The 17242-nt window shown below is 72.1% G+C and carries 15 protein-coding genes and 2 pseudogenes; 12 read left to right on the top strand and 5 right to left on the bottom strand.

Going from position 1 to position 17242, the window contains the following annotated elements:
- Window positions 1-45: 45 nt before the first annotated feature.
- On the bottom strand, window positions 46-2286 hold the full coding sequence (locus tag ACWD4O_RS26130; protein WP_451283330.1) for an MMPL family transporter: 2241 nt from the start codon (window positions 2284-2286) through the stop codon (window positions 46-48).
- Window positions 2287-2382: 96 nt separating this feature from the next.
- On the opposite strand from ACWD4O_RS26130, the gene ACWD4O_RS26125 reads away from it, so the two are divergent.
- Window positions 2383-3141 carry a TetR/AcrR family transcriptional regulator gene (locus tag ACWD4O_RS26125; protein ID WP_451283328.1) on the top strand — a complete coding sequence of 253 codons (759 nt, stop codon included), beginning with the start codon at window positions 2383-2385 and terminating at the stop codon, window positions 3139-3141.
- Window positions 3142-3156: 15 nt separating this feature from the next.
- Here the strand turns inward: ACWD4O_RS26125 and ACWD4O_RS26120 are convergent, their stop codons facing one another.
- Window positions 3157-3906, bottom strand: coding sequence for a hypothetical protein (locus ACWD4O_RS26120; protein ID WP_451283326.1), 750 nt, complete (start codon window positions 3904-3906; stop codon window positions 3157-3159).
- A complete protein-coding gene (locus tag ACWD4O_RS26115) occupies window positions 3896-4438 on the bottom strand; it encodes a SigE family RNA polymerase sigma factor (RefSeq protein ID WP_451283324.1) in 543 nt (180 codons plus the stop codon). Before ACWD4O_RS26115 ends, ACWD4O_RS26120 begins: the two co-directional genes overlap by 11 nt.
- A 182-nt stretch (window positions 4439-4620) precedes the next feature.
- Between ACWD4O_RS26115 and ACWD4O_RS26110 the strand changes: the two genes are divergently transcribed.
- Window positions 4621-5889, top strand: coding sequence for a sigma factor-like helix-turn-helix DNA-binding protein (locus tag ACWD4O_RS26110; RefSeq protein WP_451283322.1), 1269 nt, complete (start codon window positions 4621-4623; stop codon window positions 5887-5889).
- A pseudogene (locus tag ACWD4O_RS26105) lies at window positions 5886-6617 on the top strand (transglycosylase domain-containing protein); the annotation flags it as partial. The gene ACWD4O_RS26110 and the pseudogene ACWD4O_RS26105, both read left to right, overlap by 4 nt.
- Window positions 6618-7634: 1017 nt before the next feature.
- On the opposite strand, the gene ACWD4O_RS26100 reads toward ACWD4O_RS26105, so the two are convergent.
- The gene (locus ACWD4O_RS26100; RefSeq protein ID WP_451283607.1) at window positions 7635-8396 is read right to left on the bottom strand and encodes an SGNH/GDSL hydrolase family protein; all 762 of its coding nucleotides are present in this window, start codon (window positions 8394-8396) and stop codon (window positions 7635-7637) included.
- Window positions 8397-8755: 359 nt separating this feature from the next.
- On the opposite strand from ACWD4O_RS26100, the gene ACWD4O_RS26095 reads away from it, so the two are divergent.
- From ACWD4O_RS26095 to ACWD4O_RS26080, 4 genes and pseudogenes are all read left to right on the top strand, one after another.
- Window positions 8756-10876 (top strand): BTAD domain-containing putative transcriptional regulator, encoded by a 2121-nt coding sequence (locus tag ACWD4O_RS26095; protein WP_451283320.1) that lies wholly within the window; start codon window positions 8756-8758, stop codon window positions 10874-10876.
- Between the two features lie 110 nt (window positions 10877-10986).
- Window positions 10987-11907, top strand: a complete 921-nt coding sequence (locus tag ACWD4O_RS26090; protein ID WP_451283318.1) for a peptidoglycan-binding protein — start codon at window positions 10987-10989, stop codon at window positions 11905-11907.
- Between the two features lie 68 nt (window positions 11908-11975).
- Window positions 11976-12188: pseudogene (locus ACWD4O_RS26085) on the top strand (ATP-binding cassette domain-containing protein); the annotation flags it as partial.
- 77 nt (window positions 12189-12265) lie between these two features.
- Window positions 12266-12481, top strand: coding sequence for a DUF4177 domain-containing protein (locus ACWD4O_RS26080; RefSeq protein ID WP_451283316.1), 216 nt, complete (start codon window positions 12266-12268; stop codon window positions 12479-12481).
- Window positions 12482-12509: 28 nt separating this feature from the next.
- On the opposite strand, the gene ACWD4O_RS26075 is transcribed toward ACWD4O_RS26080, so the two are convergent.
- Window positions 12510-13346, bottom strand: a complete 837-nt coding sequence (locus ACWD4O_RS26075) for a polysaccharide deacetylase family protein (RefSeq protein WP_451283315.1) — start codon at window positions 13344-13346, stop codon at window positions 12510-12512.
- Window positions 13347-13553: 207 nt separating this feature from the next.
- On the opposite strand from ACWD4O_RS26075, the gene ACWD4O_RS26070 reads away from it, so the two are divergent.
- From ACWD4O_RS26070 to ACWD4O_RS26050, 5 genes are all read left to right on the top strand, one after another.
- The gene (locus ACWD4O_RS26070; protein WP_451283605.1) at window positions 13554-13964 is read left to right on the top strand and encodes a GntR family transcriptional regulator; all 411 of its coding nucleotides are present in this window, start codon (window positions 13554-13556) and stop codon (window positions 13962-13964) included.
- A complete protein-coding gene (locus ACWD4O_RS26065) occupies window positions 13961-14896 on the top strand; it encodes an ABC transporter ATP-binding protein (protein WP_451283313.1) in 936 nt (311 codons plus the stop codon). The genes ACWD4O_RS26070 and ACWD4O_RS26065 overlap by 4 nt, the downstream gene beginning before the upstream one ends.
- Window positions 14893-15849: a transporter gene (locus ACWD4O_RS26060; RefSeq protein WP_451283311.1), complete on the top strand. Its 957-nt coding sequence runs from the start codon at window positions 14893-14895 to the stop codon at window positions 15847-15849. Before ACWD4O_RS26065 ends, ACWD4O_RS26060 begins: the two co-directional genes overlap by 4 nt.
- A 110-nt stretch (window positions 15850-15959) precedes the next feature.
- The gene (locus ACWD4O_RS26055; protein WP_451283309.1) at window positions 15960-16766 is read left to right on the top strand and encodes a class I SAM-dependent DNA methyltransferase; all 807 of its coding nucleotides are present in this window, start codon (window positions 15960-15962) and stop codon (window positions 16764-16766) included.
- A gap of 68 nt (window positions 16767-16834) precedes the next feature.
- Window positions 16835-17233, top strand: coding sequence for a hypothetical protein (locus ACWD4O_RS26050; protein ID WP_451283307.1), 399 nt, complete (start codon window positions 16835-16837; stop codon window positions 17231-17233).
- Window positions 17234-17242 lie beyond the last annotated feature (9 nt).

Genomic DNA, 17242 nt, shown 5'->3' with positions numbered 1-17242 from the left:
GCGAGCTGAGCGGGCTGAGCGGGCTGAGCGGGCTGAGCGGGAGGCTCAGACCTCCGTCGTCGTCCGCACCGGTGCGGAGGCGGGCGCGGGCGTGGTCGCGGGGCCGGCTTCGCTGAGGCCGTATCGTCCGTGCAGCCTGCGGAGGAAGGCGGGGGCGTACCAGGCCGTCCGGCCGAGGAGGCGCATCGCGGCGGGTACGAGGACACCGCGTACGGCGACCGCGTCGATGAGGATGGCCAGGCCGCTGCCCAGGCCGAACATCTGCATGAAGCTGATCTTCGCCGTGCCGAAGGCGAAGAAGCTCACCGCGAGCAGACAGGCCGCCGCGGTGACGATACGGCCCGTGTGGCCGAGGCCGTGGACGACGGCGGACCCGGTGTCCTCGCCCTGGTCGTGGAGTTCCTTGATGCGGCTGGTGACGAACACCTCGTAGTCCATGGACAGTCCGAAGGCGATGCAGAACATCAGCACGGTCATCGACGTCTCCATCGGCTGCGGGGTGACGCCGAGGAGGGAGGCGAGGTGGCCGTCCTGGAAGATCCAGGTCATGGCGCCGAGGGTCGCGCCCAGGCTGACCATGTTGAGGAACAGGGCGCGCAGCGGCTGGACCACGCTGCCGGTGAAGAGGAAGAGCAGGACGAAGGTGGTCAGGGCGACCAGGGCCAGGGCCAGCGGGATACGGCCGCCGACGGAGTCCTTGTTGTCGACCAGCGCGGCGTCCACTCCGCCGACCAGGGGCTGTGACCCGCCGGGCGGTGCGACGGACCGTACCTCCTTCACCAGGCTCTGGGCCGCGCCCGACTTCGGCACCAGGTCGCTCACCACGTTCAGCCGCTGGGCGTCCGGGCGGCCGAGGGCGGTGGCGGCGCCGGGCGGGGCGGGCGTGGCGCGGCCGTCAATGTAGGTTCCGGTGCCGGCCTCGACGCGGACCACGCCGTCGAGGGACGACAGCCGGGTCGCGTACGCGCCCAACTGGGCCGCGGTCACGGGCTGGTCGATGACGACGTGGACGGCGGCGTCGTCGTTGCCGTCGAACTTCTCCCGCAGCACGGACGAGACCTGGCGGCTCTGGGCGTCCTCGGGCAGCACGCGCTCGTCCGGGGTGCCGAGGGTGATGCCCAGCAGCGGGCTCGCCGCGAGCAGCAGCACCGCGAGCACCGGCAGCGCGGTGAGCGCGGGCCGCCGCATGACGGTGCGGGCCAGCCGCCCCCACAGCGGCGTCCGGGACGCGGGGCGGCCGGGCTTCGCCCACGGGAGCCGTCCGCTGTTGACCCGGTGGCCCAGGACGACGAACAGGGCCGGCATCACCAGCAGCGTGCCGACGGCCGCGATGGCCACGACGCCGACTCCGGCGTAGCCGAACGAGCGCAGGAAGTACTGCGGGAACACCAGGAGCGCCGCGAGCGCGACGGCGACCGTCGCCGCGGAGAACGCCACCGTGCGGCCCGCCGTGTGGACGGTCCGCCGTACGGCGTCGTCCACGCTCGCGCCCGTCGCGAGCTGCTCGCGGAACCGGCTGATCATCAGCAGGGCGTAGTCGATGCCGAGGCCGAGGCCCAGGGCGGTGGTCAGGTTGGTCGCGTTGATCGAGACGTCGGTGACGCTGCCGAGGAGGGCGAGTTCGGCGAACGTGCCCGCGATGGCGACGAGCGCGATGACCAGCGGCAGCAGGGCCGCGACCACGCTGCCGAAGACGAACAGGAGCAGCACGAGGGTCAGCGGCACGGCGATGGTCTCGGCCAGGACGAGGTCCTCGGGCACCTGGGCCGACAGGTCGTTGCCCACGCCCGCGCCGCCTCCGGCCTGGAGGATGAGCCCGCCCTCGTACGGTCGCCCGGTGTACGCGTCGATGACGCTCTTGGCGTTCTTCTCCGCCTGCGTCTCGTCGCCCTTCACATGGGCGAGGACGAGGGCTTCGCGGCCGTCCTCGGAGCGGAGGGCGGGGCTGTCCGCGTCCCAGTAGGAGACGACGTTCTCGAGGTTCCGGTCCTTCTTGAGATCGGCCAGCAGGGCGCGGCCGCTCCGCTCGGCCTCCGGGGTGTCGACGCGGCCTTGAGGGGCTTCGGGGGCACGGACCAGCAGGACCAGGTTCGTCTCCCCGCCGAACTTCTCCTCGATGGCCTGCGCGGCCCGGGTGGACGGGGAGGCCGGGTCGTCGTAGCCGCCGCCCTTCAGCTTGCCGAACGCGCCCGCTCCGACGGCGCCCATGAGGGCCACCGCCACGACGGCGACGACGAGTACCAGCCGGGCCCGGCGGATCGCCAGCTCGGCTATGCGGTCGAACATGACCGGTCTCCTTTGACAGGAAAGGGGAGAACAGGACTGGCGCCATGCACGAAACTAACGGGAGGCAAGAAAAGTTGGCAGTGTTAGATTTTCTTCATGGCTGTACTCCCCGAACCCGCGACCCCGGTCCTGCCCTCCCTGCGCGAGCGGCGTCGGGCCGCCGCCACCCAGGAGATCCTCGACGCCGCCGAGCGGCACCTCACCGAGCACGGGCCGCAGGCGCTGTCCCTGCGGGCGGTCGCCCGCAGCCTCGGCATGACGGTCCAGGCGCTCTACCACTACTTTCCGAGCCGGGACACCCTCGTCACGGCGATCATCGCCAAGGCGTACGAGGACCTGGCCGACGCCGTCCAGGCCGCGGTCGACTCCGCGGCCGACGACCCCTCGACTGACGACCGTGACCTGCCCAGCGCGGTGGTCGCGACCGAGGGCTACCGGCGCTGGGCCATCGCCCACCCCGAGCACTACCAGCTCCTGTACGGCACCCCGCTGCGCGACTACGCGGCGCCCGTCGACGGCCCGACGACGCAGGCGATGCGCCGGATGAGCCTGATCTTCCAGAGGGAGCTGTTCGGCGGGTTCAGCACGGCGCAACTCGCCGCCGCCGACACCCCGCCGCTGTCGTCCGCGCTGCGGACGCACCTCGCCTCGTTCCCCCCGGACGGTCCGGACGCCCTGCCGCCGCCCGCCATCGCGCTCCTGCTCAGCGCGTGGGGCCATATGCACGGCCTCGTCGTCCTGGAGGTGTTCGGGCACACCGTCTTCGTCGGCGACCACCAGGCCGAGATCTTCCGCATGGCGATGCGGAACATGCTCCAGGACATCCACGGCCGGATCCCCGCGGCCCGATCCTGACGGTTCGTGTCCGGCCTAGGTCCCGTCCGTCGTGGCGGTGGCCGTCGGCAGGACGGTGAGCGCGAAGGACATGCCGGCCGCCGCCACTCCCTGGAACCACTCGGCGTCGACCCGCTCCAGACCGATCCAGCTGCTGCCGTCGTCGTCATCGGCCTTCTGCACGTCGTAGTCGGAGTCGAAGCCGACGTAGAGCCGCTCCTTGCGGGCGTCGCGCAGTTCGACCGCGTACGTCATCCCCTGAACGTGGCGGGTCCCGTCGGTCGGGTCGGTGACGGTCAGAGCCTTGATGTCGTACGTCGCGTACACAGTCAGCGGGCCCGTGAGCCCGGCGCTGTCGATGTACTCCGAGGACATCCGCAGAACCTGGTCCTTGACGGTCAGCGTGCGCCGGTCGAGGTCCAGCGTGCCGACGACGGGCAAGGACCCGGAAGGGGCCGAGGACGGGGACGGGAACGAGGACAAGGAGGGGGACGGGGACGGGTCGGCGGGTGTCGCGGGCGGGGTCAGGCTCTGCCCTCCGGCTCCGGCTCCGGTCCCGGTCGGGGCCCCCTTGCCGTCCTCGTGCGGGGTGAAGTCCGCGGTCAGGGCGAAGGCCACCAGCGCCAGGGCCGTCGCGGTGGCGCCCAGTGCCCCGGCCAGACGGCGGCGGGCCCGGCGTACGGCACGGGCTCGGACCTCGGCGCCGGAGAGCACCGGCGGGGTCTCGGCCTGCGCGGCCAACTCGCGGAGCGCGGTGGAGAGTTCGGTGGAGAGGTCATCCGACAAGGCCGCCCTCCTTCCGCACCGGGTCGACCGCCTCGACCGGTTCAGCCGCTTCGGCCGCCTCGTCCGCCGTCAGATGTCTCGCCAGCGCCGCCCGTCCACGGGACAGCCGGGCCTTGACCGTCCCCACGGGCGCGCCGGTCTCGGAGGCTACCTGCTCGACACTCAAATCGCACAGATGGTGCAGGACGATCGCCAACCGCTGCGCCTTGGGCAATTGGCGCAGCGCGGCCACGAGCGCCGTGTGCTCGGGGCCGGGCCCCGGTGTGGACTCGGGCGGCGGGGTCCGGCGCACCAGCTCCAGCCAGCGCTTGGCCCGGCGCCAGCGGCTGACCGCCAGCCGGGTGGCCACCGTGCGTATCCACGCCTCGGGCGCCTCGTCGGCGAGGAAGTTCTGCCGCCGGTCCCAGGCCCGGACGAACGCCTCCTGGACGACGTCCTGCGCCTCTCCGTGATCCCCGGTGAACGCGGCGAGCTGCCCGGTCAGCCGGGGGAACGCGGCCGTGTAGAAGGCGTCGAACTCGTCTTCGGTCATGCCCCCACCGGAGTCTCGGAATTCCCGTGCAACCTCGCCGCCTTGCCGTGCGTACAGGTCCCGTAGGTCGCGCCCATCGAAACACAACACAACCCACGGGAAAGACGATGAACACGAGTCTCAGGATCCATCGCCTCCCGGCCAGTCGTCGGCGGCACGACGATTTCGCCTCATACGCGCGGATGAGCTGGCCCCGGCTGGTCACCACCGCGTACCTCCTCACCGGAGACCTGGACCGGGCGAAGGAACTGGCACGGGACACCCTGGTGGTGGTGTGCGCACGGTGGCGTCGGATACCGCGGGACGACGTGGACTTCTATGCCCGGCGTTCCCTCGTCAAGGCCCATCTGCGCCGGGCCCGCCGCCGAAAGCCCGTGCCCCAGGGGGCGTTGGGGACCTTGTCCGCGCTGTCCGCGCTGTCCGCGCTGTCCGCACTGTCCGCGGTCTCCGCCCGGCAGCGGGTCGTGCTCGTGATGCTGCACGGGGAGGGCCTGGGCGAGGTGGAGACCGCCCAGTTGCTCGGCTGCTCGGCCGGCGCGGTCAGAAGCCTCGCCCAGCGCGGTCTGGCGGTCTGCGGGGCCGGGAGCGGGAGCAGGGGCGGAGGCGGGAGCGGAGGCAGGAGCGGGAGCGGTGCGGAGCGGTTGCGCGGGCTGTTCGCGGAGGCCGCCGAAGCCGCCGAGATCGCCGAGGTCATCGGCGTCGTCGAGGTCGTCGAACTCGGTGACGACAGCGTCCCGTTCGCTCTGCCCCTCGGTGCGATCGAGCAGCGGGGACGGGCCCGCCGACGACGTCGTACCGGCGCCGTGGCGGCCGTCTGCGCGCTGCTGCTCGCGCCGACGACCGTGTTCGCCGCCGAGCGGATGGGGCTCTTCGGCGCCGCGGAGTCGTCCGGGCCCTCCTCCGCCTCGGAGGCGGGGAGCCCGGTGCGGATCGTCGCGCCCGGCGAGCGGGTGCAGGTCGTGAAGGGGGTGCAGGTCTGGCTGACCGCCGACGGCGAGCACTGGTCGACGCCGACCGGCTCCAACCAGTTCCGCGGGCCGGTCGGCAGCGGCACCGAGGGTGCGAAGTCGGGGGTCTCGGCGCAGGTGGAGGCGGTGAACGACAAGTACTTCCTGTCGGGGCTGTATCACGGCCTCGCCACGGACCCGGGCCGCGTCGCGGTCGCCGTCGGGGCCGGGGACGCCACCGTCAACGGCGCGGTCCTCACCCTGGCGGGCAGCCCGGGCTGGGGCTTCTGGTATTCGAGCACCCTGCTGACGGGATCGGAGCTCAAGTCGGTCCTCGCCGAGGGCTTCGACGACACCAGGGGTCGCGAGAGCCGCGCGAGCGACGGGAGCAGCGGGAGCGACGGGAACAGCGGGAGCGACGGGAGCGGCGAGGACCGTCCGGCCGTCGTCACCGTGTACGACACGGACGCCAAGGTCGTCGCGCGGACGGACGGCCTCGGATGAAGGGCCTCCCGTTCATGAGGAGTCGGGCGCGACGGCTGAAACGGGCGGCGACCTCGCACCGGCTGCGCCTGCGGGTCCCGCTCCGCCTCCGGCTGCGCCGCACCCGGGGCCGTCGGCTGCGTCGGCTGCTCATCGCCTTCTTCGTGCTGATCGCCGGGCTGTGCACGGCGGCGGTCGTCGCCTACCGGCTGACGGACATCCCGAAGCCGCACCCGGAGACGGTCACCCAGAGCACGGTCTTCACCGACGCCAAGGGCTCCTATCTGGGCCGACGCGGTCCCGTGGACCGTCAGGAGGTGCCGCTCTCGCAGATCCCGCGCTACCTCCAGGACGCGGTGATCGCGGCCGAGAACCGCTCCTTCCGCTCGGACAGCGGGGTCTCGCCGCGGGCCATCGCCCGCGCGGTGCTGGCCTCGCTGACCGGGGGCGAGCGGCAGGGCGGCTCGACCATCACCCAGCAGTATGTGAAGAACGCGCTGCTGAGCCCGGAGCAGTCGCTGTCGCGCAAGGCGCGCGAGGCGCTGATCGCGATCAAGCTGGACCGCACCCGCTCCAAGGACGAGATCCTGGAGGGCTATCTCAACACCGTGTACCTGGGCCGGGGCGCCGCCGGCGTGCAGGCGGCGGCGCGCAACTACTTCGGCGTGGACACCGAGGACATGACCGTCTCGCAGGCGGCCGCGCTGGCGTCGATCCTCAACATCCCCTCGTACTACGAGAAGGCGGGCTCAGACCCCGAGGTGACCGCGAAGCTCAGGAACCGCTGGGAGTGGGTGCTGGACGCGATGGAGGCGGGCGGCAGCATCACGGCGAAGCAGCGCGCCGACGCCGCCTTCCCGGCGTTCCGGTTCTATCCGCCGGGCACCACCGAGGGACAGCGGCAGTACATGATCGACGTCGCCGGGAAGGAGGCCGCCGACCGGCTCGGCATCACCGAGGACCAGCTGGCCCGGGGCGGCTACACCGTGCAGACCACCTTCGACCTGGCGCTCCAGGACGCCACCACCGAGTTGGTGAAGAACCTCAAGGGCGACAAGGGCACCACGCTGCACACCGCGGTCGTCGCGATCGAGCCCGGCGACGGCGCGCTGCGGCTGCTGTACGGGGGTTCGGACTACGCCCGGCAGCCGTTCAACGACGCGGTGAACGGCGCGGTGGAGGCGGGGGACGCGCTGGAGCCTTTCGCCGAGGTCCGGTTCGGCGCCCCGCTGAACGCCCTGCGGAAGACCGCGGCACCCACCCCGCTGAAGCTGGCCTCGGCGTACGCGACGGTGGCGGCGAACGGGCTGTACGCGACCCCGTACACGGTCACGAAGATCACCCAGGACGGCCGGACGGTCTACACGGCCCGCCCCGAGACCCGGCGCGGGCTGGACGAGAAGGAGGCGTGGTCCGTGAACGCGGCGATGCACAAGTGGCCGTCCCCCAGGGCTGTCCAGGCCGATGGCTCGGCCTTCTTCACGGCCGGGGCGGGCGGTGGGACCGCCCGCCGGACCGTGTGGTCCACCGGGCTGGACTCCCGGCTCGCCCTGACGGTCGTGCTCTTCGCCGATCGGCCCGGCAAGAAGAAGAACACGACCGTGCCCGCCCAGCTGCCCGACAACCCGGCGCCGACCGATTCCGCGGCCGACACGGCGGCCCGGATCTGGGAACTGGCCACGGCGGGAGCCGGAGCAGGGTCAGGAGCCGGAGCCACCCTCACGCCGGCACGGCCCGGGACGGCGCCGTCCCGGGCAGCCTGGGGGTCACCCCCAGGTCGCTTCGAGCTTGGCGTAGTAGCCGGCGATGTAGCCCGCCAGGGTGGGGTGGAAGACCGAGGCCGGGTCGGACAGGTCGTTGATCCACGGGTCGGAGCCGCACGCCCCGTGGTTCTTGAACTCGGCGCGCACGTCCAGGAAGCGGACCGGCTCCTTGGCCGCCGCGGCCTTCGCGCCCTCGGCCAGGGCGTCGGCGAACCCGTTCATGTAGGTGCGCTTGGCGGCGCTGAGGTCGATGACGGGGCAGACCCCGGACGTGGCGACCGCCTGCGGGTAGCCGAGCACGCTGACGGTGGCGTTCGGCGCCTTGGCCTTGATGTCCTTGTACAGCGAGGCGAGTTCGTCGACCAGCTGGTTCCTGGCGTAGTACGACATCCAGTCCGTGGCCGTCTTGCAGTAGGCGTCGGTGTTGGTCAGACAGGCCTGGACCACGCTGCTGAACTGGGCGTCGTTGCCGCCCACCGTGAGGGTGACGAAGTCGGTGCCCGTGCTCAGGGCGGACAGCTGGTCGGCGCGCACGTCCGCGATGGTCGCGCCGCTGCACGAGACGTCCTTGAGCGCGTACTCGTCGTGCACGCCCGCCCACAGGGCCGGATAGCCGAGTTGGCTGCGCTTGCAGGCGCCGCTGGCGCTGTCGTAGTGACCGGCGCCCACCCCGGACGCGTACGAATCCCCCAGGGCCACGTATTCCAGTTCTCCCGCCGCCTGGGCGGGGGTGCCGGACAATGCCGCAATTCCGGCGAATGCCATCACAGTGCTTACGACGGCAGACTTCAATTTACGCATGAGTTCCTTCAACAGATTCCGTGTCGCGGGATCCCGAAGGTAGCCGCGGCCCGTTGCTCAGGAATTGTCCGCCCGTTGCCCGTAATTGACTCTCCTTCAGAAGGGCGGGCGCGGGCGGTCTTATCGGCCCGAGGTCGTAGTCCCGCCCTCTATCCGCGGTTGCAGATCCGCGGCGCTGAGATCATTTCCTGTGCCGACGCACCGACCCGTCCGCACATTCGAGAATTGAACCGTCCCGACCGGCGGACAACATACGGACAACAGCCGAGCAACCAACCGTTGGTTGACTCCTTGACGAGCTCGCCACGTAAGGAACTACGCACATGGCCACTCCGGATTCACGACACGCACACGCGATGCGGTTCGGCGTGCTCGGCCCCGTCGAGGTCCTGAAGGGCGACGCCTCCCTCGATCTGGGCCCTCGGCAGCGCCGGTTGCTGCTCGTCCGCCTGCTCATCGAGGACGGCCGGCCCGTCTCGCAGGACACGCTCTGCCGTGACCTGTGGCCGACCGACCGGCCGACGGGCGCCGCGTCCTCCGTGCGCGCCCACATCAGCCGGCTGCGCGCGGTCCTCGACCCGGTCCGGCAGGGCCGGTCCACCACCCTGGTCAGCGGCCCGACCGGCTACGCCCTGAAGGTGCCCCGCGAGGCACGGGACACGGCGCTCTTCGAGGAGTCCGTGGGCCGGGCCCGGGAAGCGCTGAGGCAACGTCAACTGGCGGTCGCCCGGCAGGAGATCGACATGGCGCTCGGGCTGTGGCGCGGCGAGGCGCTGGCCGAGGCGACCGAGCACGCCTTCGCGATGCGTGAGCGCACCCGGCTCGACGGCGCCCTCCAGGACGCCAAGGAGCTCCAGGCCACGATCCTCGTCCAGCAGGGCGAGACGGAACCGGCGATCGACGTCGCCGAGGGCCTCGTCCTCAAGGCCCCGCTCCGCGAGACGTCCTGGGCGCTGCTGATGCGTGCGCTGTACGCGGCCGGCCGGCCGGTCGAGGCGCTTCGGCAGTACGAGCGGTTCCGCGGCACGCTCGCCACGGAGCTGGGCCTGGACCCCAGCCCCCAGCTGCGGGATCTGCACACCGCGATCCTGCGGCACGACGTCGTCGTCCTCGGCGGCTCCGTCGCGTCCGCGTCCCCCAGGCCCCTCTCCTCGCTGCCTCCCGGGCCGGGCTTCACCACCGGGTGTGTGCACCCGGACCTCGGCGCCCGGCCCGCCGCCGTCCCCTTCGTGGGCCGGAGCGAGGAGAGCGCGCAGTTGGCGTCCCTGCTGTCCGCCGCGGCCGCGGGCCGGCCCGGGTGGGCCGTGGTGGGCGGGGAGCAGGGGTCGGGCAAGACCCGGCTGCTGGAGGAGCTGGCCGCGCGGGCCGCGGCCGCCGGGTTCACCGTCGCCCGCACCCGGGCGGGTCAGGCGCTCAGCGGGAACCGCGGGATCGTCCAGACCTGCCCGACCGTCCAACTCCTCGACGCGCTGCGGCAGGACGGCTCCGACTCCGCCCAGGACGACGTGGCGCAGAAGGATCCGCTCGGCACGGTCGTCCATGAGCTCACGCAGGGGCCCACGCTGTGCGTCGTCGACGATCTCGACCAGGCGCCGCAGGGCTTCCACCGGCTGCTGAGGCGGCTCGCCAAGGTGCTGCGGGAGGGCCCGGTCCTGTTCGTGTGCGCCCTGCGCGACGGCGACAGCCCGGCGTCCAGCATGCTGCTCGCGGAGCTGGCCCTGCTCGGCGCGACCTGGCTGACCCTGGAGCCGCTGACCGTCGACGACGTGGCCGAACTGCTCGCCGCGGGCGGCGCTTCCGAGGACGCGGCGTCCGAGAGAGCGGCTTCCGAGGACGCGGCATCCGAGAAAGCGGCTTCCGCGGAGGCGGCGTCCGAGAAGGCTGCTTCCGAGGAGGCGATGGCGCTGCACCGGCGCACCGAGGGGCATCCGTTCGCCCTGGCCGAGCTGCTCAAGCTGCCGCCCGGCCGACGCACCGGACCGGAGGCGCAGGTGCCGGCCGCGGTGCGCAACGTCCTGCTCGCGAGACTCGTCGAGTTGCCCAGCGCGGCACGCTCCATGCTCACCTACGCCGCGGCGGACGGCGAGTGGCTGGACGTCGGTCTGCTCGCCGATGTGCTGGGCCTGGCGCCGGACGGACTGCTGCCGTTGGTCGACGCCGCCGTGACGGCCCGGATCCTCGTCTGGGACGCGGACACGGGCTCCGGCCTGGGCGGGGACCTCGGTGGCGACCTCGGCGGGGGCGGCCGTTACCGGCTGCCCGAGCTGGCACGCGATGTGATGCTGAGCACACAGACTCCGTCCTCCCGACAGCTTCGGCACGCGGCACTCGCCCGCGAACTGGCGGGGCGTGAGGACGCCGATCCGGCGCGTCTGGCACGGCATCTGCGCGCGGCGGGCCCCATGGCGCCGGCCGCGGTCCCCATTCGCGCCCCAGGGCGCTGATCCCCCTTCCGCACCCTTTTCCACCCCCCTTTCCACCCTCCTTTCCACCTCTCTTCCCTTCTCTCTGTCGTTGTCTACTCGTTCGCTTTTCTCCACGTAAGGAGTCTGTGATGAGCACCAAGACCGGACCTCAGCGATACCCCGGCGCGAGTCGTGCCAACTGGTACCAGGACGACTTCGGGGGCGACCCGATGCAGGTCGACGTCATCGTCCTGCACACCACCGAGGGCCCCACCCTGCCCGGCTACGGCGGTGGCGGCTCCGCGCCGAATCTGACCGCGGTCCCCGACCTCGCCGCCAAGAAGCTGAAGTGGTACCAGCACTTCGACGTGGAGACCTCCTCCCGGGCGCTGGTCAATCTGCGCGGCGGCGTCGAGACGAACACCGAGAACGTGTGCCAGGTCGAACTCGTCGGCACCTGCGACCCGAAGACGCACAAGAAGTGGACGGCCGCGGGCAAGGCGCACATCTACTGGCCGGACGCCCCCGACTGGGCGCTGCGGGGCGTCGCCGCCTTCCTGGGCTGGATGCACGAGGAGCACGGCGTGCCGCTGGTCGGCGCGAAGAGCTGGCCCGCGTACCCGACCTCGTACGCGAACGGCGGCGGTCAGCGGATGACGGCCGCGCAGTGGAAGGCGTTCAAGGGGGTCTGCGGGCATATGCACGTGCCCGAGAACGAGCACGGCGACCCCGGCGCGATCGACTTCGCCAGGATCATCAAGTACGCGAAGGCCGACCTGGACGTGGACGACGACACCCCCGCGGCGACCACACCGCCCGCCAAGCCGACGGTCCCGGCGTTCCCCGGGCGCAAGTACTTCGTGGCCGGGGCCACGAACGCGCATGTCCTGAAACTCGGCAAGCAGTTGGTCAAGCGCGGCTTCGGCGACCACTACAAGGTCGGCCCGAGCAAGTCCTGGGGCGAGGCGGACCGGCTGAACGTGCGGGACTTCCAGAAGTCGCGCCCGGAGCTCCGCGGCGACGCCGACGGCAACCCCGGCCCGCTGACCTGGCGCCTGCTGTTCACCTGAGCCCGCCGCGGGCCCTCTGAGCCCGACCGAACCGAGCCTCCGTCGGGAACCCGCCCGGCGGAGGCTACCCGCGGCTGACGTTCCGCCAGTGCCTGCGGATCGCCCTGCGGCTGCACGGTCACCCCTCGACGGACCCGCACATCGAGTCGCTGCTCGACCAGGTCGGCCTGGGCAGCAGGGAGGCGGACGCGAAGCCCCACGAGCTGTCGGGCGGCCAACGCCAGCGGCTCGCCGTCGCGCGGGCGCCGGCGGTCGAACCCCGGGTCCTGGTCCTCGGCGAGATCAGGCAGCGCGATCGGGCCCCGGAATGTGATCCGCGTCTCACCAGAAACGGCCCGAGGGTGATTGGCTGGCAGCCATGAGCCAGGCCTACGCGTTCGAGTACAAGGTCGTCACCTTCCGGGAGTCGCTGATCGGCGACGCGCTGGACAGCGACAAGCTGGAGAAGGTCCTCAACAAGCACGCCGAGGACGGTTGGGCCCTCAAGGCCATCACCTCCGCCGACGTCAAGGGCCGCATCGGCCCCGGAGCCGTCGCGGGCCTGCTGCTGACCTTCGAGCGCCCTCGCGGCTGAGCCCCTGAGCCCCTGAGCCCCTGAGCCCCTAGAGGTAGTCCTCCAGGCGGGCGACCGTGAAGCCCTGTTCCTGGATGTGACGGAGCATGTTCGCCGTCATCTCGGTCATCGTCGTGCCCTTGAGCTCGGACGGTCCGCGGAAGTGGGCCAGGATGACGTCGCCCGGGTGGAGCTTCTTGTCGCCACGCTGGTACTGCATGTTCTTGATCTGCATGGACTCGCGCCACAGGACGATCGCCTCGGCGCCGCAGGAGGCCGCGGCGGCCCGGGTGTTCTCGTCCCAGTTGCCGTAGGGCGGACGCATCAGCCGGGGCGTGTCCCCGTACTCGGCCTTCAGCCTGGTCTGCTGGCCGCAGATCTCCTGCTTCTGGGCCGCCGCGCCCAGGGTGCGCAGGTTCGGGTGGGTCAGCGTGTGGTTCTGGACGCTGCCGCCGAGTCCCTGGAGTTCCTTGAAGTAGCCGTAGTCGGAGCGTATGGCGGCGTCCGTCAGGAACATCGTGAAGGGGATCTTCAGCTCCTTCATCATCGTCACGAACTCCGGGTCCTTCTCGGCCCCGTCGTCGAACGTGAGGAAGACGATCTTCTCCTTGGTCGGTATGTCGCTGATCACCGGCACCGTGCCGTCGGCCGCCGGAAGCGTCACCGGCTTGGTCGCGGGCGGGGCGGGCGGAGCGGCCAGCGGTTCGAGGCCCCACTTGCGGTAGGCGGCCGCGGTGCCGACCTGCGCCCCCGCGTCACCACGGGGAATCTGCGCCCCCGGCGTGGAGGAGGTCGGCGCGGCGGACGGGGAGGAGTCCGCGGAGTCGGCGGAGTCGGCGGAGTTCGCGGAGGATTCGGTCGCGCAGCCCGTCGCGAGGCTCGTCAAGAGAAGAAGACAGGCCAGGGCCGCCCTCCTGGACCGTATGTTCAACTCGCGCCGCCCCTGTGCCGTCGATGTGCCTGTGCTGTTCACCCTCCTTGATGCCGAACAGGCGTCCGAGGTTGCACCCCCGTTCGGCGTCCCCCTTGTTTGACATCCCCGGGACCCCTCCACCATTCTTGTATTAATTCATTAATGGAAGCATGCTTGAACCTGGAAGGTGACGTGGTCGAGTACCGGATCGACCGGGGCAGCGGCGTACCCGCCTACGTGCAGATCGTCGAGCAGACCGAACGGGCGCTCCGGATGGGCACGTTGCAGGTCGGGGACAAGCTGCCCACGGCCAGGGAAGTGGTGGCGGCGACCGCCATCAACCCCAACACCGTGCTCCGCGCCTACCGCGACATGGAGCAGGCCGGCCTGGTCGAACTGCGCCGCGGGCTCGGGACGTTCGTGACGCGGTCGCTCGCCCGGCCCGGCGCGGAGGACGACTCCCCCCTGCGCGCCGACCTCGCCGAGTGGACGGCACGCGCACGGGCGGCCGGCCTGGAACGGGCCGACGTCCTCGCGCTGGTCACAGCCGCCCTGGACAGCTACGACAACCACACAGAGGAGGACGCATGACCGGGCCTGACGCCCCGGCCGCCGCACTGCGCGCCACGGGACTCGGATTCCGGTACCGGGCACGGGGCGGCTGGGCCCTGCGGGACTGCGAGTTCACCGTGCCCGGCGGCCGGGTCACCGCCATCGTCGGACGCAACGGGGCCGGCAAGAGCACCCTGCTGCACCTGGCCGGCGGCCTGCTGCGGGCCCGCAGCGGGGAACTGCGCGTGCTGGGCGCCGTACCGGGCACGCCCGAGGCCCGCGCCCGGGTCGCCCTGCTCACCCAGGACAAGCCGCTCTACCCCCGCTTCACCGTGGCGGACACCCTGCTGCTGGGCGAGAAGCTGAACCCCTCGTGGGACCGGGCGACCGCCGAGCGGACCGTCGACGAGGGCGGCATAGCGCACACCGCCCGGATCGGCGAGCTGTCCCCCGGCCGGCGCACCCGCGTCGCCCTCGCCCTGGCCCTCGGCAAACGGCCCGACCTGCTGCTGCTCGACGAGCCGATGGCCGACCTCGACCCGGTGGCACGCGGCGAGATCATGGCGGCCCTGATGACCGACGCCGCCGAACGCGGCACGAGCATCGTGCTGTCCTCGCACGTCCTGCCCGAGCTGGAGCAGACCTGCGACTGGGTGCTGCTGCTGCGCGAGGGCCGGGTCGAACTGAGCGAGGACGCCGAAGCGCTGCGCGAGAGCCACGCCGTGCTGACCGGCCACGCCGACCGGGCCGACGCCCTGGCCGAGCAGCACGACGTCGTGCACAGCCGGGTCCACGGCAGACAGCTGACCGCGCTGATCCGCCGACGCGGTCCGGTGCACGGCGACTGGCACGTCGAGCGGCCCAGCCTGGAGACCGTCCTGATCGGCCGCCTCCGGACCCCGGCCGCCGAGTCCTCCGCCGCCTCCGACTCCTCCGATGCCTCCGCCGAGCCGACGGAGGTGGCCGCGTGAAGGGCTCCCTCTGGCTCGCCTGGCGACAGCAGCGGCTGCTGGTCGGCGTCGGCGCGGCCGTCCTCGTCGCCGCCGCGGCGATCGCCGCGTACTCCCGCTCGAGCATGCTGGACGCGCTGCGCAGCGGACTGTTCGACCACTGCGACCCCGGTCCGCTGTCCTGCACGCAGGGCGACACCGGCCCGCTCCTGCTGCTGGACGTCGAGCCGCTCCAGTACCTCGGCGCGCTGAACCTCGTCCTGCCCGTCCTGATCGGCGTCTTCTGGGGCGCCCCGCTGCTGGGCCGCGACCGGGAACTGGGCACCCACCGCATGGTCCTCGCACAGGGCGTGAGCCGCGGCCAGTGGTTCGCGTCCCGGTTCGCCCTCGCCGCGGCGGCCACCACGGCCGTCTCCGGCCTGCTCGCGGGGGTCTTCGCATGGTGGTGGCGACCGGCCGCCGACCGGAGCTACGGCCTGTTCTGGTACGAGAACGCGGCCCTGAGCGGCTCGGGCCCCCGGGTCGTCGCGGCCGCCCTGTTCGGCCTGGCGGCCGGCACGCTGCTGGGTCTGCTGGCCCGCCGCGTCCTGTCCGCGATGGGCCTGACCCTGCTGGTGACCGGGGCGACGACCCTCCTGCTGGAGTGGGCGCACCGGACCCGACTGCTGGTCCCGCCGCACCGCTACGTCAGCGCCGGCGGCGTCCCCAAGGAGCCCATGGGCGACAAGTGGTCGACCGGCCACTACGGCCTGATCACCGCCTCCGGCCGCCGTGACGACGTACTGAACTGCCCCTACCCGTCAGGCGCCGAGCTCGACGCCTGCATGGACCGGCACGGGTATGTGGCCCGCTTCTACGAGGCCAACCCGGCCGGCGACTACTGGGCCTTCCAGTGGACCGACACCGCCGTCCTCGGCGGGCTCGCCGTCCTGCTCACGGTCGCCGCCGTACTGGTCCTGCGCCGCCGCGTCTGACCCTCCGCCGCCGCACCGCCGCACCGCCCTCTCCCCTTCGCTTCCTTCAACCCCTTCATCCGGGGTCCCCCCATGCCCGGGGCCCCGCTCTGCACGGAGGTCGATTCGTCATGCCTTCAGACGCCAAGTCGCCGAAGAAGCTGCGCAGCAACCGCGCCGCCCTCACCCACAAGATCGGGTACGCGCTGCGCAACCCCGGCCGCGTCTCCCCGTATCTGCGCCGGGCCGGGCGGGACGCCTGGCTGCGGCTGAGGCACCCCGACCACGTCGGCTACTACCGGGCCGTGATGGCCTCGGACACCCGCCGCAACCCCGAGGCCGCGGTCGGCAGCCAGACCCACGACCGCTGGCTGGCGCTCGGGCAGATGCAGTTCGACTACCTCGTGGAGCACGGGCTGCGCCCCGAGCACCGCATGCTCGACATCGGCTGCGGCAACCTGCGCGGCGGCTGGCGCTTCATCAGCCACCTCGACGCCGGCAACTACTACGGCATCGACATCTCGCCCGACATCCTGATCGCCGCCAAGAAGACGCTCACCGAGCGCGGCCTCCAGGACAGGCTGCCGCACCTCACCATCAGCGGCGACCTCACCCTGGACTTCCTGCCCGACGACCACTTCGACGTCATCCACGCGCACAGCGTCTTCTCCCACTCGCCGCTGGACGTCATCGACGAGTGCCTCGCACACGTCGGCCGGGTGCTGACCGACACCGGGTTCTTCGACTTCACCTTCGACCGCACCGAGGGCGCCGAGCACCAGGTGCTGCGCGAGGACTTCTACTACCGCACCGAGACCCTGCTGGCCCTGGCGGCCGAGCACGGCCTGTACGCGCGCTTCATGGAGGACTGGGAGGAGCGCCCGCACGGCCAGTCGAAGATACGGGTCAGCCGCTCGCCCCTGCCTGCCACCGTCTGAGCAGGCCGTCCCCCACGGCACCCACGGCACCCACGGCACCCACGGCACCCACGACGACGTCCACCACGGTGTCCACCAGCACCCGGCCCCGGCCGCCCGTCGGCACCCGGCCGCCCGTGCCGCCGCGCGTCGCACGGCGGCCGGGGCCGGGGCCAGTCCCGGCAGGTGTCCTGGATACCGCCCGTCTCCCCCGGGACGCTGGCCGTGGTCGCGGCCGGCGTGCCGGCGGCCGGCGGCTGAGCCCGGCCGCCGCCGGCACCCTGCACGGCGTCGAGGCGGATCCGGCGGCCATCGCCCGCGTCCTGCTGCGGGAGAAACGTGTCATCGTCGTCGGCGACGCGGTGCGGCGACCCGCCCGCAACGCCCGCGACCGTGTGAAACGACGTGTCCTGCGCGAACACTTCGCCGAGCGCTCCACGACGGGCCGCCGCGGACGCAGCGTCACCGTCTACGAACGGGTCCGGTAGCGGGTCCGG

The sequence above is a fragment of the Streptomyces sp. NPDC002623 genome (assembly GCF_053592635.1).
Note: the sequence above shows the minus strand (reverse complement) of the source record. Positions and strands in the feature narration are given on the sequence as shown.

Bases quoted from the DNA above. Each gene is read 5' to 3' on its own strand.
- ACWD4O_RS26080 (WP_451283316.1), top strand. From the start codon at position 12,266: ATGAGCCAGGCCTACGCGTTCGAGTACAAGGTCGTCACCTTCCGGGAG.
- ACWD4O_RS26055 (WP_451283309.1), top strand. From the start codon at position 15,960: ATGCCTTCAGACGCCAAGTCGCCGAAGAAGCTGCGCAGCAACCGCGCC.
- ACWD4O_RS26130 (WP_451283330.1), bottom strand. From the start codon at position 2,286: ATGTTCGACCGCATAGCCGAGCTGGCGATCCGCCGGGCCCGGCTGGTA.
- ACWD4O_RS26090 (WP_451283318.1), top strand. From the start codon at position 10,987: ATGAGCACCAAGACCGGACCTCAGCGATACCCCGGCGCGAGTCGTGCC.
- ACWD4O_RS26100 (WP_451283607.1), bottom strand. From the start codon at position 8,396: ATGGCATTCGCCGGAATTGCGGCATTGTCCGGCACCCCCGCCCAGGCG.
- ACWD4O_RS26115 (WP_451283324.1), bottom strand. From the start codon at position 4,438: ATGACCGAAGACGAGTTCGACGCCTTCTACACGGCCGCGTTCCCCCGG.
- ACWD4O_RS26125 (WP_451283328.1), top strand. From the start codon at position 2,383: ATGGCTGTACTCCCCGAACCCGCGACCCCGGTCCTGCCCTCCCTGCGC.
- ACWD4O_RS26065 (WP_451283313.1), top strand. From the start codon at position 13,961: ATGACCGGGCCTGACGCCCCGGCCGCCGCACTGCGCGCCACGGGACTC.
- ACWD4O_RS26095 (WP_451283320.1), top strand. From the start codon at position 8,756: ATGGCCACTCCGGATTCACGACACGCACACGCGATGCGGTTCGGCGTG.
- ACWD4O_RS26110 (WP_451283322.1), top strand. From the start codon at position 4,621: ATGAGCTGGCCCCGGCTGGTCACCACCGCGTACCTCCTCACCGGAGAC.